Origin of the sequence: Brucella cytisi, assembly GCF_038433355.1 — a bacterium.
Taxonomy (GTDB): Bacteria; Pseudomonadota; Alphaproteobacteria; order Rhizobiales; family Rhizobiaceae; genus Brucella; species Brucella cytisi.
Genome location: NZ_JBCAUP010000002.1, coordinates 360,410 through 374,575, shown reverse-complemented (window position 1 = coordinate 374,575; position 14,166 = coordinate 360,410). Strand labels below are relative to the sequence as shown.

The window sequence follows — 14,166 nt, the reverse complement described above, 5'->3', positions numbered from 1 at the left end:
TCAAAGCGCGCGTGCGGCGTCCAGAACCGCCTCGGCATGGCCGTCGACTTTGACTTTGTTCCAGACTTGAGCGATGCGTCCTTCTGCATCGATCAGGAATGTCGTGCGTTCCACGCCCATATATTTGCGGCCATACATGCTTTTTTCGACCCACACGCCATAGGCTTCGAGCGCTACACGATTCTCATCAGCAGCAAGGTCGACGGTCAGATCGTGCTTCTTGCGAAATTTTGCATGTTTCGTCGCGCTATCGGGAGAAAGACCGATGACGCTAACGCCGATCTTGTCGAACTCCGGCTTCAGCAGCGAGAAAGCAATCGCTTCCTTGGTGCAGCCGGACGTGTCGTCTTTCGGATAGAAGTAGATGACAGCCGGCTTGCCTTTGAGAGACGACAGGGAGATTTCGCCATTATCCGAAGGCAGAGTGAAATCGGGTGCCGGATCGCCAACTTGGGGATGAGCCATATCTGCGCCTTTCTTTTATGGATTAGGATGGAAACCACCTGTTACAGTCTGAGCTATCGCATTCAGGCAGGGCTTGTGCAACCATTGATACTGGCGTCATCGCGATGTCAGTTGAAAGGCGCAAGGCTGCCTATGTATGTATGCGACGTGGACAGGAAGCAATTATAAAACAGATAATTACGATCACTTAATGAAGTAAACTCTGAAGGATCGTTTGGAATGGCACTCTTTTTCTGGCTGGGTTGTTGACAGAGAAACCGCAGAAGATCCGCTTCAGCAAGCGGGACATGAAAAGAATCGAGCATCTCGCCGCTGACGGCGAGGGTGGCTTTTTGCCCGGCCCGGCACGTCCGAGCCGTTCTTTTTTATCGCGCTGTTCCCATGCGGTTTTGTCAATCTGTATCCTTCTGGTTCTCATAGTCGGTGCCGGTTTTGTTATCCTTCGCAGCGGTGTCGATAGTAATCTTCTGCGTGACGAAGCACAGAAAAGCCTGACGCATATTCTCGGTGAAGGTGCGTCCGCCTCCATCGGGAGTGCTGCGCTATCGCTGGATCAGGATAGTCACGTTGCGCTCGAAGCCCGTGATGTATCGATCGCTGATCCGAAGCAGGGCGTTGAAATCAGCGGAATCAAATCTGTGCGCCTGGGGCTGGCGCCGTTACCGCTTTTGACGGGCAAGGTACGTGTTGCTCAGCTCGAGGTGGATGGCGTTTCCTTTGAAATGCCAGAAACGAAAGGTCCGGGATTCTGGAAGTCTTTGCCTTACGACGAACATGGCATTGTCGATTTCGATGCGGTTTCGGGTGAGCTTTTCGCTGCCATGCGCCGCAGTCTGGAGCTTTTGCGTGCGCAAGACACGCATGTCATAGGCATTTTCAACAGTACCGTTGCATTCAAGGTCGGCGATGAACAGCAGGTTCTGGACATCGAGCAGGCCCGTCTCATCGAAAATGGTGGGAAGATCGACATCACCGGCAGCGTCATCTGGAAAGGCAAGAAAATTGCACTGGGTGGCAAGATCGACCGGCATGCGGGTGACAACAGTCTCGCCGGCTTCGAGCTGAATGTCCGCGATATTCCCGTTTCATTGGGTTCCCCGCCAGAAGTTTCTCCCGTCATAAATGGCAATCGTGTCAATCCGGCCCATTTCGAACTGGAAGCATCGGCACGCTTGTCCTTGACAGGATCGGCTGCCGATGGCGACCGGCCGGAACGCCTTGCAACAGAACTCGCTGTCGACGGCATAGATATGCAGCTCGGCAAGGTTGAAGACGTGCGTGGTGGTATTCGCCTTAATCTTGAGCATACGGTAGGAAGCCGCAAGATCGAGATCAAGTCGTCCCGGCTGCAGCTTGGCGGAATGCAGGCACAGTTCAACGGGGCATTTGGTCCGGAACCGGAAGCTGAAAACAATACGGGCGGTCCGACATATCGCTTCGAGGTTCTGACTACAGCGGCGACGAGTATGCCATCGGAATCGACCGATCCGCCGCTATCCTTCGCAACACGGATAGCTGGGCGCTATATGGCCGACCAGCAACGCATCCAGTTTGCCAATCTCGACGTACAGACGGAAACCGGGCAACTCTTTGGCCAGGGAAGCATGGGATTCGGTGCCGGTTCGCCGGAGATGATCTTCCTGCTGCGCATTCCCCAAATGCCGGTTGCAGACGCCAAGCACCTATGGCCCATCGATGTTGCGGATGGCGCACGCGAATGGGTGCTTAAAAACCTCTTTGGCGGAACTCTTAAAGACAGCCGCATCGATATTTCGCTCGCAGGCGGTCGTTTCAACGGGCCCGGTCTGCCACCACCGCTGACTGGTGACGAAATCAAGGCTGATTTCAAGGTTTTCGATACGCGTTTTGATGTCGTTGGAGAACTGCCGCCCGTGCGCGATGCCGATGGTGAGATATCGGTTCGTGGCGCCTATACAACCATCAAGCTTTTGAAAGGCGTGGCCTACACGCCAAACAATCGTAAAGTTGACGTGTCGGACGGCACGCTCATCATTCCATGGGGGCCGCAACGGCCGGTTATCGCGGAACTGGATCTCGGTGTTTCCGGTGAGGCATCGGCGATCGCTGAAATTGCCGGAAACAAGCCTATCGACGTTCTGAAGAATGTGCCGTTTCTGCCCGGCGACGTGACCGGTGATGTGAAGTCGCGCGTCAAGGTGAACTTTGCCGTTTCCAAGGATCCGCCGCCCGGCACGCTTCGCTGGAACGCTGACATTGGTTTCACCGGTCTCGACATTTCGAAGCCGATAGCCGGATCGTCCGTGAGTGATGCGACAGGCAGTATCAAAGTAGATCAGTCGGCGGCCATTATTACTGCCGATGCAAAACTGGATGGTGTTCCTGCAAAAATCAGCATGGTCGAGCCCGTCAATCGCTCGGGACCGGTCAAGCGCCAGCAGAAGGTTAAGCTGGATATCGACGACAAGACCCGTGATGCAGTTTTCCCCGGTTTGAATTCCATCTTCTCCGGCCCCATGTCTGTTGATCTTGGGATGGATGATGGCGGCAAGCGCCATGTTTCAGCCGATCTCGGCAAGACGCAGATCGATCTGCCATGGCTCGGATGGCGCAAAGGGGCAGGCATACCGGCGAAGGCAACCTTCGATCTGGTCCAGAGCGCGGACGACAAGAGCAAGATGGACATCAATAATCTTGTCTTCTCTGGCGATGCCTTTGGAGCGAAGGGTGATCTTTTTATTGCGAAAGGCGATTTTCAATCGGCGAATTTCAGCGAGATACGCCTGAACCGAAACGATAATCTTGCAGTCAAAGCGACCAAGAGCGGCGGCGGCTATCGGGTTAATGTGCGTGGTTCGCAGTTCGATGCGCGGGCTCTGATCAAGCAAGTTTCCGACCTTGGCGAGAAGGGCAGCGGCGGCGGTAAAAGCAATAATCCGCGCGTGGTCGTGAGCGCTCAGATCGATGCAGTCAGCGGCTTTAACGGTGAGGCTTTAAGCAATGTCGCTGTCTCCTACGAGAGCGCGGGCAGCAAAGTATCGGGCGTATCGGTCAATGCTGTAACGTCGTCTGGCGAATCCTTTGTGGCAACGAACAATGACCAGGGCGATGCGCGCTCCATTTCGCTGCAATCCAATGATGCAGGAGCGGTTCTTCGTTTCTTCGATTTCTACGACAAAATGCGCGGTGGCAAGATCACGGTTGGTCTCGCCGCACAGGGCAACGGCCCATTGCGTGGTCAGATCGATGCGCGCAATTTTGCGATCATCAACGAACCGCGTCTAGCGAAAATCGTTTCCAGTTCGCCATCAAGCGGCGGCACAAGTCTCAATCAGGCCGTAAAACGGGATATCGACGTTTCGCGTGTTGATATCGAGCGCGGTTTTTCGTTGATTGAGAAGGGCAATGGTTATCTGAACCTGTCCAAGGGTGTCGTTCGCGGTCCGACCGTCGGTACGACCTTCCAGGGAACGCTCTATGACAAGCAGGGCAATATGTCGATCACCGGCACATTCATGCCTGCCTATGGTGTCAACCGGCTGTTCGGCGAACTACCCATCTTTGGCGCGCTGCTCGGAAATGGTCGCGATCGCGGTTTGATCGGAATCACTTACAAGCTTACTGGCAGCGCCAAGCAGCCGCAGGTAATCGTCAATCCAATCTCCGTCATTGCGCCGGGTATATTCCGCTCAATCTTTGAGTTTTGATAAGAAAAACCGGGCGCGAGGCCCGGCTTTTTTGGTTCAGTTGTCGCCCGTTTTATGCCGGGCGGATCAGTACATGCCGTTTCTTGCCAAGAGACAGCTTGATAACGCCCTGATCGTTCAGTGCACCAGCATCTACGGTCATGCGAGGATCGCTGACTGGTTCGTCATTGATACGTACGGCGCCACCTTCAACGTGACGGCGGGCTTCGCCATTAGTTGTGCAGAGTTCGGCCAGAACCATCAGCGCCAAAACCCCGATGCCACTGTTCAGCGTTGCCTTGTGAACGCCGACTGTCGGAAGATTTTCCGACAGTTCGCCATCCTCAAAAGTCTTGCGCGCTGTTTCTGCGGATTCCTCAGCCGCATCGCGACCGTGGAGCATGGCCGTTACTTCCGTCGCGAGGATTTTCTTCGCTTCGTTGATTTCGACGCCTTCGAGCGCTGCCAGCTTGGCGATTTCGTCCAGCGGAAGCGTCGTGTAGAGCTTCAGGAAGCGCTCGACATCGGCGTCCTCCGTGTTGCGCCAGTACTGCCAGAAATCATATGCGCTCAGCATTTCAGCGTTCAGCCAGATTGCGCCGCCAAGCGACTTGCCCATCTTCTGGCCCGATGCTGTCGTCAGCAGTGGCGAGGTGAGGGCATAAAGCTGTGGGGTTCCCATACGGTGACCGAGATCGATACCGTTGATGATATTGCCCCACTGATCTGAACCGCCCATCTGCAGACGCAGATCGTAGCGTTTGCTCAGTTCCACGAAATCGTAGGCCTGAAGGATCATGTAGTTGAATTCGAGGAATGACAGCGACTGCTCACGATCGAGGCGCGTCTTCACCGAATCGAACGAAAGCATGCGATTGACGGAGAAATGACGGCCCACATCGCGCAGGAATTCCAGGTAATTGATGTTGCGCAGCCAGTCGGCATTATTGACCATCAGGGCATCGGTCGCGCTGTCACCAAAGGTGAGGTAGTTGGCGAAGACGCGCTTGATGCCGGCAATGTTCTCGGCAATCGTATCTTCGGTCATCAGCTTGCGGGCTTCGTCCTTGAAGGACGGATCGCCGACCATGCCGGTGCCGCCGCCCATCAGCGCAACAGGCTTGTGCCCGGTCTGCTGGAGCCAGTGCAGCATCATAATCTGGATCAGACCGCCCGCATGAAGGCTTGGAGCCGTAGGATCGAAGCCGATATAGGCCGTCACGGTTTCCTTGGCCAACAATTCGTCGAGGCCACTTTCATCGGAAATTTGATGAATGAAGCCACGCTCGGAAAGCGTGCGAAGAAAATCGGATTTGAAACCGGACATTCCTTTTCCCTGACTGATAAGGCGAAGTTGAAACTGGTCGCAAGCGGCTGCTTGCATCCCTGTGATATGTCCGCCTTTAGCACCAATCAACCGCCAATAACAAGGAAACTCCCGAATTGATGGGTTGCGAACCAGTAATTTGGCTTCATTGCTCGTTGAGCGCATCCCCGAAAAGTGTGAAACGGTTTTCGGATAAGATGCGCGTCAAAAAACAGTTGGAGCGCAGATCTGATTCAATCAGATTGAAACGCGCTCTAGTGTTGTGCCGTGTTCGAAAACAGATTGAGCACAATGACACCAGCAATGATCAATCCCATGCCGAGCACTGCCGCGAGGTCGAGCTTCTGGCCGAACACCAGCCAGCCGATCAGGGCCACGAGCGTGACGCCGATCCCGGACCAGACCGCATAGGCGATCCCGACAGGAATGCTCTTCAAGGTCATGGAAAGAAAATAGAAAGCCAGGCCGTAAGCGACGACAACGATCAAGGACGGCCCAAGCCGTGTGAAGCCTTCTGATGCCTTGAGGCTAAGCGTTCCGATGACTTCGGACACTATGGCGATGGCAAGAATGGCATAAACCGGCATGTCACGCTCATGAGATGGATTTGAGAAAACGAATCATTGGATCGCGATGGTAGCATCGCATAAAAAATCCGGCGGGAGACCCGCCGGATGAGACGCTGCAAATCTGGAAAACGACAGCTGAATTTCTTGTAAGCTTAACGCAGGCGCTTCGGACGCGCTTCGACCAGTTCGCCTGCAAGGCGGCGATCCAGATACTCGGCGCAATCCTCGATGAGCTCATCACCCTGACCGGTGAAGAAGTGGTTCGCGCCCGGAATCGTCGTCTGGGTGATCGTGATACCCTTCTGGGTTTTCAGCTTGTCGACCAGAGCCTGCACATCCTTCGGCGGCGCCACCTTGTCCTGATCGCCATGGATGATGAGACCGGACGAAGGGCAGGGTGCGAGGAAGGCGAAATCATATGTATTCGGCTGCGGCGCAACCGAAATGAAGCCTTCGATTTCCGGACGGCGCATCAGGAGCTGCATGCCGATCCATGAACCGAATGAGTAACCGGCGACCCAGCACGTCTTGGAATCCGGATGCAGCGCCTGCACCCAGTCGAGTGCGCTTGCAGCGTCCGAAAGCTCGCCCGCACCATGATCGAATTCGCCCTGACTGCGGCCAATGCCACGGAAATTGAAGCGCAACGTGGTGAAGCCGCGCTGCTGGAACATGTAGAAGAGGTCGTAGACGATCTTGTTGTTCATCGTTCCGCCGAACTGCGGATGTGGATGAAGGATAAGCGCGATTGGAGCATTCTTTTCTTTGGAAGGCTGATAGCGACCTTCGAGGCGTCCGGCAGGGCCGTTGAAAATGACTTCTGGCATGTGTACTCCGCTCGTAACGGGAAGACCGGACTGGGGCGGCGAAACTTGACGTCGTAGAACGCCGCTTCTAGAACCGGTTGGAAATTTCGACAGACTGAAAGCGAGTTTCAGTTCCTATGGGGGCTTAATAGGCTTTTCTTGATTGAAAATTCAAGAAAATTGCGCTTCCAGAATTTTGTTTAGGAGATAGGTACGGTGAACGGGAGCGGCAAGAGGCTCTATCTGGATTATAATGCCAGTGCTCCGTTGCTTGATGAAGCACGCGAAGCGGTTATCAATGCGCTCGGCATTACCGGCAATCCATCTTCCGTGCATCGTGAAGGCCGCGCCGCGCGCGCGCTCGTAGAAGCGGCGCGCCGCAGCGTTGCAGCGCTCGTCAATGCCAGGCCAGACCATGTTATCTTTACGTCGGGGGCAACGGAAGCCGCGTCGACGCTGCTGACACCCAACTATATGATGGGACGTTCGCCGGTCCGCCTGTCACATCTTTACGTGAGTGATACGGAACACCCTTGCATGCTGTCCGGAGGGCAGTTTGCAGCGCAGGACGTCACCGTTCTACCGGTTGATGTAAATGGCATTGTACAACTCGATGCCCTGAAAACTGCGCTTGCCTGTCATGACAAAAGCCAGGGGCTGCCACTCGTGGCCATACAGGCCGCCAACAATGAGACCGGCATCATCCAGCCGATCGCGGAAATTGCCACTATCGTGAAGGCTGCGGGCGGCATTTATATCGTCGACGCGGTTCAGGCGGCAGGACGCATTAAATTAGATATTTCAGATAATTGTGGTGATTATATCATAATTTCCTCGCACAAGATTGGCGGCCCGAAAGGTGTCGGCGCGATTATCGCTATTTCCGACCTCATGATGCCGCGCGCGCTTGTTCGCGGCGGCGGTCAGGAAAAGGGGCATAGAGCGGGAACGGAAGCTCTGCCGCTGATCGCAGGTTTCGGTGCTGCGGCAGATACCGCTAAGACACGACTGGACGGCGAGGGCTGGTCCTCGGCGATACGGGACAGGCTGGAGGCCGGCTTGGAGGCGATCGCCCCGGATGCGGTGATCTATGGCAAATCGGTCGGCAGATTGCCGAACACGACCTTCTTTTCCCTTGAGGAGCAAAAGGCGGAAACCGTACAGATAGCTTTTGATCTCGGCGGGATTGCGCTTTCGGCAGGCTCAGCCTGCTCGTCAGGGAAAGTAGGTCCCAGCCATGTGCTGTCGGCCATGGGACATGGAGACAGCCTCGGGGCGATCCGCGTGTCGCTTGAACCAACGGCCACACCCGATCAGGTCGATGCGTTTCTCGACGTGTTCCGCAAAATTATCGAGCGTCGCGCCAAGAAGGCGTGATTGCGATTCAAAAATCGAGGCCGAGCTTCTGCTTTGCAGCGGCGATATAGCCCTCGTAGCGCGTTTTAAATTCTTCCCGCTTGGCGATATCAGCGGCGATATCGTCGGAAGCGCTGGCATTTGAAATGTTGAACTTGTCGTGGGCGTCCTGAAAAAACTTCAGCTGATTGATGGTGCGGCCCTCGTCGTTCACCTGTTGTTCGAGAAACTTTACGTAGTCCTGCAAATTTTGGGTGTTCATTATGGCCTCCCTTTCCTTTGGCTATCTATGTTCCTACATGCACAAGGCAAGGGCGGGCATGATTCTGATAGGCTGCCCGGAAATTCCAATTCTTCAAAGAAAATCAAGGCGTCAAAGCCGGGATGTGTCGTCTGCGATCGCCGTTTCATCGGACTGTTTCATTAAGTTGATCGTTTTAATCGGCATTTTCAGGGGCAAATTTGAACCCGGTGCTTGAAATTCAGTTTAGAGAGGTTTTAAAGAAGGGCCACGCACACTATATTGAGGCGGTATTGTTCAAGACATATCACCTTGACGTTTGCAACTGTCGGGCCTTGACCCCGACGAGGATGGAGAACGCCAATGCCTGCAGTGCAGGAGACCATTGATCAGGTTCGCGGCCTTGACGTGGACCAGTACAAGTATGGCTTCGAGACGACGATCGAAGCCGAGAAGGCCCCCAAGGGCCTGAACGAAGATATCATTCGCTTCATTTCCGCCAAGAAGAACGAGCCGGAATGGATGCTGGAATGGCGTCTGAAAGCCTATGAACGCTGGCTTACCATGGAAGAGCCGACATGGGCTCGCGTCGATTATCCGAAGATCGATTTCCAGGACGCATATTATTATGCGGCACCGAAAAACCAGTCCGGCCCGAAGTCGCTCGATGAAGTTGACCCGGAGTTGTTGAAGACCTACGAAAAGCTTGGCATTCCGCTGCGGGAGCAGGAAATCCTTGCTGGCGTTCGCAAGCAGGGCGAGCCGAGCGAAATCGATGGCAATCCTTCCGACAATGTCTATGCGTCCGGCCGCGTTGCTGTTGATGCCGTGTTCGACAGTGTGTCGGTGGTTACGACCTTCAAGGAAGAACTCGCCAAAGCTGGCGTAATCTTCTGTTCGATTTCGGAAGCGATCCGCGAACATCCCGAACTGGTGCAGAAGTATCTGGCTTCTGTGGTTCCTGTTTCGGACAACTATTACGCGACGCTGAATTCGGCTGTCTTCACGGATGGTTCGTTTGTTTACGTTCCGAAGGGCGTTCGCTGCCCGATGGAACTTTCGACCTATTTCCGCATCAACGAAAAGAACACCGGCCAGTTCGAACGTACGCTCATCATCGCTGATGAAGGCGCGTATGTTTCCTATCTGGAAGGTTGCACCGCACCGCAGCGCGATGAAAATCAGCTGCACGCAGCTGTCGTTGAGCTGATTGCGCTCGAAAACGCCGAAATCAAATATTCGACGGTCCAGAACTGGTTCCCTGGCGACAAGGACGGCAAGGGCGGCATCTACAACTTCGTTACGAAGCGTGGCGATTGCCGTGGTGATAATTCCAAGATTTCGTGGACGCAGGTTGAAACCGGCTCTGCGATCACCTGGAAATACCCGTCCTGCATTCTGCGTGGCGACAATTCGCGCGGCGAGTTCTATTCGATCGCTGTTTCGAATGGCCATCAGCAGATCGACTCGGGCACCAAGATGCTGCACCTCGGCAAGAACACGTCGAGCCGCATCATTTCAAAGGGTATTTCGGCCGGTAAGTCGAACAACACCTATCGCGGACAGGTTTCTGCCCATCGCAAGGCTGAAAACGCCCGCAACTTCACCCAGTGCGACTCGCTCCTGATCGGTAACGATTGTGGCGCGCATACGGTGCCGTATATCGAGGCGAAAAACGCCACGGCGCAGTTTGAACACGAGGCAACCACCTCCAAAATTTCGGAAGACCAGCTGTTCTATGTGATGCAGCGCGGCATTCCGGAAGAGGAAGCAATCGCTCTCATCGTCAATGGCTTCGTGAAGGAAGTCATTCAGGAACTGCCGATGGAATTCGCCGTCGAAGCCCAGAAGCTTATCGGCATCTCGCTTGAAGGTAGTGTCGGTTAACCGATCGCCTCTTTCCCAGTGATTTTTCTGGCCAGCCTTTTCCTGGCATTAGAACAAGGTTTACATTCATGCTTGAGATCAAGAACCTCCATGCAAAGATCGCCGACACGGATACCGAGATCATCCGTGGCCTGAACCTCACCGTAAACAAGGGTGAAGTTGCTGCGATCATGGGTCCGAACGGTTCGGGCAAGTCCACGCTTTCCTATATCCTCGCTGGTCGCGAAGACTATGAAGTGACGGAAGGCGACATTCTCTACAACGGCGAGTCGATCCTCGAACTCGACCCGGCTGAACGCGCCGCCAAGGGCATCTTCCTCGCATTCCAGTATCCGATGGAAATTCCGGGCGTTGCCACGATGGAATTTCTGAAGGTTGCGATGAACAGCCAGCGCAAGGCGCGTGGCGAACCGGAACTGAAGATCCCGGAGTTCATCAAGCGCGTGAAGGACGCTGCTGGCAAGCTCAGCATCGACATGGACATGCTGAAGCGTCCGCTGAATGTCGGCTTTTCTGGCGGTGAGAAGAAGCGTGCTGAAATTCTTCAGATGCAGCTTCTGGAGCCGAGCCTCTGCGTCCTCGACGAAACCGACTCCGGCCTCGACATCGACGCGCTGAAGATCGTTTCGGAAGGCGTGAATGCCCTGCGTTCGCCGGACCGCGCGGTGATCGTCATCACGCACTACCAGCGTCTGCTCGAACACATCGTTCCGGATAGTGTGCACGTGCTTTACAAGGGCCAGGTCATCAAGTCCGGTGACAAGAACCTTGCGCTGCACCTTGAAGAAAATGGTTATGCCGACGTAATCGGCGAAGCTGCCTGAGGAGGGATGGATCATGAATATCCAGACCGCCCCGGCTATCAAGCCGCGAACACCCGCTGAAAGCGCGCTGATCGACAATTTTGCCGACCGCATGGGCGACCTGCCGGGCAATGGCGATGTTGTCATTGCACGTGATGCGGCGCTTGAAACTCTCAAGGAGAACGGCATTCCGTCCCGCCGCGTCGAAAGCTGGCATTACACGGATTTCCGTACGCTTCTGAAGGGTGTGGCGCCATTCGATGCCGCTGCCGGAACACAGGCATTGCCTGCCCTCATCGCCGGTTCGTCCATCGCTGCCACAAGCAATGGCGTGGCTCTTACCGCGAAAGCGCCTGAAGGTGTGTCGCTGACCCCGGTTCGCGAGGCGTTGGCCGACGGCTCGCTCGTCACCCAGCTTCGGTCGCGCGGCTTCGACGATACGATCGGCCAGATCAACGCTGCCTATGTCAGCGATGGCTGGATGGTTTCCATCGCCGATGACACCGAACTGGAAGCGCCATTGGAGCTTCAGAACATCCAGAAGGCCGGACAGGGACACACTCGTTTTCCTGTCCGCATCGGTGCAAATGTCAAGGGCATCATCGTGGAACGCCAGAACGGCGGCGAAGGCGATGCCTTCTCCACCTCTGTCAATCATGTGACCGTTGGCGACGGCGCTGAAATCCTCTGGATCATCCTGCGTGATTTCGGTCAGGCAACGCAGCTTTCGCAGTTCAATGCGACGATTGGCAAGGGCTCCAAGCTCACGCTCTATATCGTCAATGCGGGCGGCAAGCTGGTTCGTCAGGAAGTGCACGTCAATGTGACGGGTGAGGATTCCGACTTCGAGCTTCGCGGTCTCAATCTTCTGGCTGACGACACGCACACCGATGTCACCATGACGGTCGGCCATCTGGTGGAAAACACGCGTTCGACCCAGATCATTCGCAACGTGGTCAAGGACCGTGCGCGTGGCGTTTTCCAGGGCATGATCCGCGTTGCGCAGATCGCCCAGAAGACCGATGCCCGCATGGCCTGCAACACGCTGCTGCTTTCGGATGAAGGCGAGTTCGATGCCAAGCCTGAACTCGAAATCTTTGCCGATGACGTGGCGTGTGGCCATGGTGCGACGGTTGCCGAATTGTCGAGGGACTATCTGTTTTATCTGATGGCACGCGGCATACCCGAAAACGAGGCACGTGGCCTGCTGATCAAGGCGTTCATCGCCGAGATTATCGAAGAGCTGGAAGACGAAACGCTGGTTGAGGCACTAGAAGAAGTGCTGTCCAACTGGCTCGCCACCCACGCCTGATTGATTGAGGCAGAGTGTGCGGGTGCACGCTCTGCCTTTTCCTGCCGAAACGGCAAGAGGAACGATCATGGACCAGAAGAATCCGCTTGTAGCGCGCTATGACGTCGAGGCGATCCGTCGCGACTTTCCGATCCTTTCGAGAGAAGTGCACGGCAAGCCGCTGATCTATCTCGACAATGGCGCATCGGCGCAAAAGCCTCAGAGCGTCATCGACGCTGTAACGCACGCCTATTCCAACGAATATGCCAATGTTCATCGCGGCCTGCATTTTTTGTCAAATGCGGCAACGGATGCCTATGAAAAGTCGCGTGAGACGGTACGGCGCTTTCTAAACGCCGGTTCTGTGGACGAAATTGTCTTTACGAAGAACGCGACCGAAGCGATCAACACGGTCGCCTATGGTTATGGCATGCCGAATATCGGCGAAGGCGATGAAATCCTTCTGTCGATCATGGAGCATCACTCCAATATTGTGCCATGGCATTTCATTCGTGAAAGACAGGGCGCAAAGCTGGTTTTCACGCCGGTGGACGATGAAGGCATCTTCCATATCGAAGAATTCGAAAAGCGTCTGACGGAGCGAACCAAGCTTGTCGCCATCACGCATATGTCGAATGCGCTTGGAACGGTGACGCCGATCAAGAAGATCGTTGAGCTTGCCCATGCGCGTGGTATTCCGGTTCTGGTCGATGGCAGCCAGGGCGCTGTGCACCTGCCTGTCGACGTGCAGGATCTCGGCTGCGACTGGTATGTCTTTACCGGCCACAAGGTTTACGGACCATCCGGCATAGGCGTCCTTTATGGCCGTTCGGAAATGCTTGAGAAGATGCGTCCTTTCCAGGGCGGCGGCGAAATGATTGAGGAAGTGACGGAAGAAAACGTCACCTATAACCATCCACCCCATCGTTTTGAAGCGGGTACGCCGCCTATCGTTCAGGCCATCGGTCTTGGCGCCGCACTTGAATATATGGAGAAGATCGGTCGTCATGCGATCCTCGCCCATGAGGAAGACCTGTGCGATTATGCTCATGAACAGCTCGGCCGGATCAACTCATTGCGCATTTTTGGCAATGCGCCGGACAAGGGAGCCATCATCTCGTTTGCGCTGGAGGGAATTCATGCGCATGACGTTTCGATGGTGATCGATCGGGCAGGGGTTGCGGTCCGTGCCGGAACACATTGCGCGCAGCCGCTCTTGAAACGCTTCGGCGTTACCTCTACATGCCGTGCATCCTTCGCCCTGTATAATACCCGTGCTGAAGTGGATACATTGGCGGAAGCCTTGGAAAAGGCAAGGAAGTTTTTCGGATGACCGATATGGAACAGAAAGTTCAGGACAAAGCCGATACCGCGCCTGTCGAGGGCGGAGAAAAGGCCGAAGGCAATTCGGTGTTTTCCGCTTCTGCCATCCCGCAGGAAGACCTCCTGCGTATGACGGACGACATCATCGCGGCCTTGAAGACGGTTTATGATCCCGAGATTCCAGCCGACATCTACGAACTCGGTCTCGTCTACAAGATCGATATCGAAGATGATCGCACCGTGAAAATCGAAATGACTCTAACTGCTCCCGGCTGCCCTGTGGCAGGCGAGATGCCGGGCTGGGTTGAGAACGCAGTCAGCGCCGTTGAGGGTGTTTCCATGGTGGAAGTCACGATGACATTCGATCCACCTTGGACGCCGGACCGTATGTCCGAAGAGGCCCAGGTGGCTGTCGGCTGGTACTGAAATCTGA

12 protein-coding genes are annotated in these 14,166 nt (G+C 55.1%); 7 read left to right on the top strand and 5 right to left on the bottom strand.

The genetic code is table 11. The annotated features are described in order from the left end of the window. Complete coding sequence (locus AAE521_RS04090; protein WP_071633051.1) at positions 1-465, bottom strand: peroxiredoxin; 465 nt, start codon at positions 463-465, stop codon at positions 1-3. 287 nt (positions 466-752) lie between these two features. Between AAE521_RS04090 and AAE521_RS04085 the strand changes: the two genes are divergently transcribed. Next, a complete protein-coding gene (locus AAE521_RS04085; protein ID WP_342060541.1) occupies positions 753-4,151 on the top strand; it encodes an RNA-binding protein in 3,399 nt (1,132 codons plus the stop codon). A 52-nt stretch (positions 4,152-4,203) separates the two neighbouring features. Here the strand turns inward: AAE521_RS04085 and tyrS are convergent, their stop codons facing one another. The 3 genes from tyrS to AAE521_RS04070 all read right to left on the bottom strand — a co-directional run bounded on the left by tyrS (position 4,204) and on the right by AAE521_RS04070 (position 6,853). Then, complete coding sequence (tyrS, locus tag AAE521_RS04080; RefSeq protein ID WP_010661278.1) at positions 4,204-5,457, bottom strand: tyrosine--tRNA ligase; 1,254 nt, start codon at positions 5,455-5,457, stop codon at positions 4,204-4,206. Between the two features lie 254 nt (positions 5,458-5,711). Continuing rightward, entirely contained in the window at positions 5,712-6,044 is a 333-nt protein-coding gene (locus AAE521_RS04075; RefSeq protein ID WP_010661279.1) for a DMT family transporter, read from the bottom strand. Positions 6,045-6,178: 134 nt separating this feature from the next. Beyond that, complete coding sequence (locus AAE521_RS04070) at positions 6,179-6,853, bottom strand: alpha/beta hydrolase (RefSeq protein WP_010661280.1); 675 nt, start codon at positions 6,851-6,853, stop codon at positions 6,179-6,181. A gap of 195 nt (positions 6,854-7,048) precedes the next feature. Here AAE521_RS04070 and AAE521_RS04065 point away from each other — a divergent pair, with 195 nt between their 5' ends. After that, positions 7,049-8,209 carry a cysteine desulfurase family protein gene (locus tag AAE521_RS04065; protein WP_342060540.1) on the top strand — a complete coding sequence of 387 codons (1,161 nt, stop codon included), beginning with the start codon at positions 7,049-7,051 and terminating at the stop codon, positions 8,207-8,209. 7 nt (positions 8,210-8,216) lie between these two features. On the opposite strand, the gene AAE521_RS04060 is transcribed toward AAE521_RS04065, so the two are convergent. Beyond that, entirely contained in the window at positions 8,217-8,450 is a 234-nt protein-coding gene (locus tag AAE521_RS04060; protein WP_029924926.1) for a hypothetical protein, read from the bottom strand. Positions 8,451-8,792: 342 nt separating this feature from the next. On the opposite strand from AAE521_RS04060, the gene sufB reads away from it, so the two are divergent. From sufB to AAE521_RS04035, 5 genes are all read left to right on the top strand, one after another. Next, the gene (sufB, locus tag AAE521_RS04055; RefSeq protein WP_006466708.1) at positions 8,793-10,316 is read left to right on the top strand and encodes a Fe-S cluster assembly protein SufB; all 1,524 of its coding nucleotides are present in this window, start codon (positions 8,793-8,795) and stop codon (positions 10,314-10,316) included. 68 nt (positions 10,317-10,384) lie between these two features. Next, positions 10,385-11,140, top strand: coding sequence for a Fe-S cluster assembly ATPase SufC (gene sufC / locus AAE521_RS04050; protein WP_012092132.1), 756 nt, complete (start codon positions 10,385-10,387; stop codon positions 11,138-11,140). A gap of 13 nt (positions 11,141-11,153) precedes the next feature. Next, positions 11,154-12,431 carry a Fe-S cluster assembly protein SufD gene (gene sufD, locus AAE521_RS04045; RefSeq protein WP_342060539.1) on the top strand — a complete coding sequence of 426 codons (1,278 nt, stop codon included), beginning with the start codon at positions 11,154-11,156 and terminating at the stop codon, positions 12,429-12,431. Positions 12,432-12,498: 67 nt separating this feature from the next. Continuing rightward, entirely contained in the window at positions 12,499-13,743 is a 1,245-nt protein-coding gene (locus AAE521_RS04040) for a cysteine desulfurase (protein ID WP_342060538.1), read from the top strand. Next, positions 13,740-14,159, top strand: a complete 420-nt coding sequence (locus AAE521_RS04035; RefSeq protein WP_010661287.1) for an SUF system Fe-S cluster assembly protein — start codon at positions 13,740-13,742, stop codon at positions 14,157-14,159. Before AAE521_RS04040 ends, AAE521_RS04035 begins: the two co-directional genes overlap by 4 nt. Positions 14,160-14,166: the final 7 nt, after the last annotated feature.

What these genes read in the sequence shown, in the direction of transcription:
- AAE521_RS04085 (WP_342060541.1), top strand. Translation starts at nt 753, where the DNA reads ATGAAAAGAATCGAGCATCTCGCCGCTGACGGCGAGGGTGGCTTTTTG.
- AAE521_RS04035 (WP_010661287.1), top strand. Translation starts at nt 13,740, where the DNA reads ATGACCGATATGGAACAGAAAGTTCAGGACAAAGCCGATACCGCGCCT.
- AAE521_RS04060 (WP_029924926.1), bottom strand. Translation starts at nt 8,450, where the DNA reads ATGAACACCCAAAATTTGCAGGACTACGTAAAGTTTCTCGAACAACAG.
- tyrS (WP_010661278.1), bottom strand. Translation starts at nt 5,457, where the DNA reads ATGTCCGGTTTCAAATCCGATTTTCTTCGCACGCTTTCCGAGCGTGGC.
- sufC (WP_012092132.1), top strand. Translation starts at nt 10,385, where the DNA reads ATGCTTGAGATCAAGAACCTCCATGCAAAGATCGCCGACACGGATACC.
- AAE521_RS04075 (WP_010661279.1), bottom strand. Translation starts at nt 6,044, where the DNA reads ATGCCGGTTTATGCCATTCTTGCCATCGCCATAGTGTCCGAAGTCATC.
- AAE521_RS04070 (WP_010661280.1), bottom strand. Translation starts at nt 6,853, where the DNA reads ATGCCAGAAGTCATTTTCAACGGCCCTGCCGGACGCCTCGAAGGTCGC.
- sufD (WP_342060539.1), top strand. Translation starts at nt 11,154, where the DNA reads ATGAATATCCAGACCGCCCCGGCTATCAAGCCGCGAACACCCGCTGAA.
- AAE521_RS04090 (WP_071633051.1), bottom strand. Translation starts at nt 465, where the DNA reads ATGGCTCATCCCCAAGTTGGCGATCCGGCACCCGATTTCACTCTGCCT.
- AAE521_RS04040 (WP_342060538.1), top strand. Translation starts at nt 12,499, where the DNA reads ATGGACCAGAAGAATCCGCTTGTAGCGCGCTATGACGTCGAGGCGATC.
- sufB (WP_006466708.1), top strand. Translation starts at nt 8,793, where the DNA reads ATGCCTGCAGTGCAGGAGACCATTGATCAGGTTCGCGGCCTTGACGTG.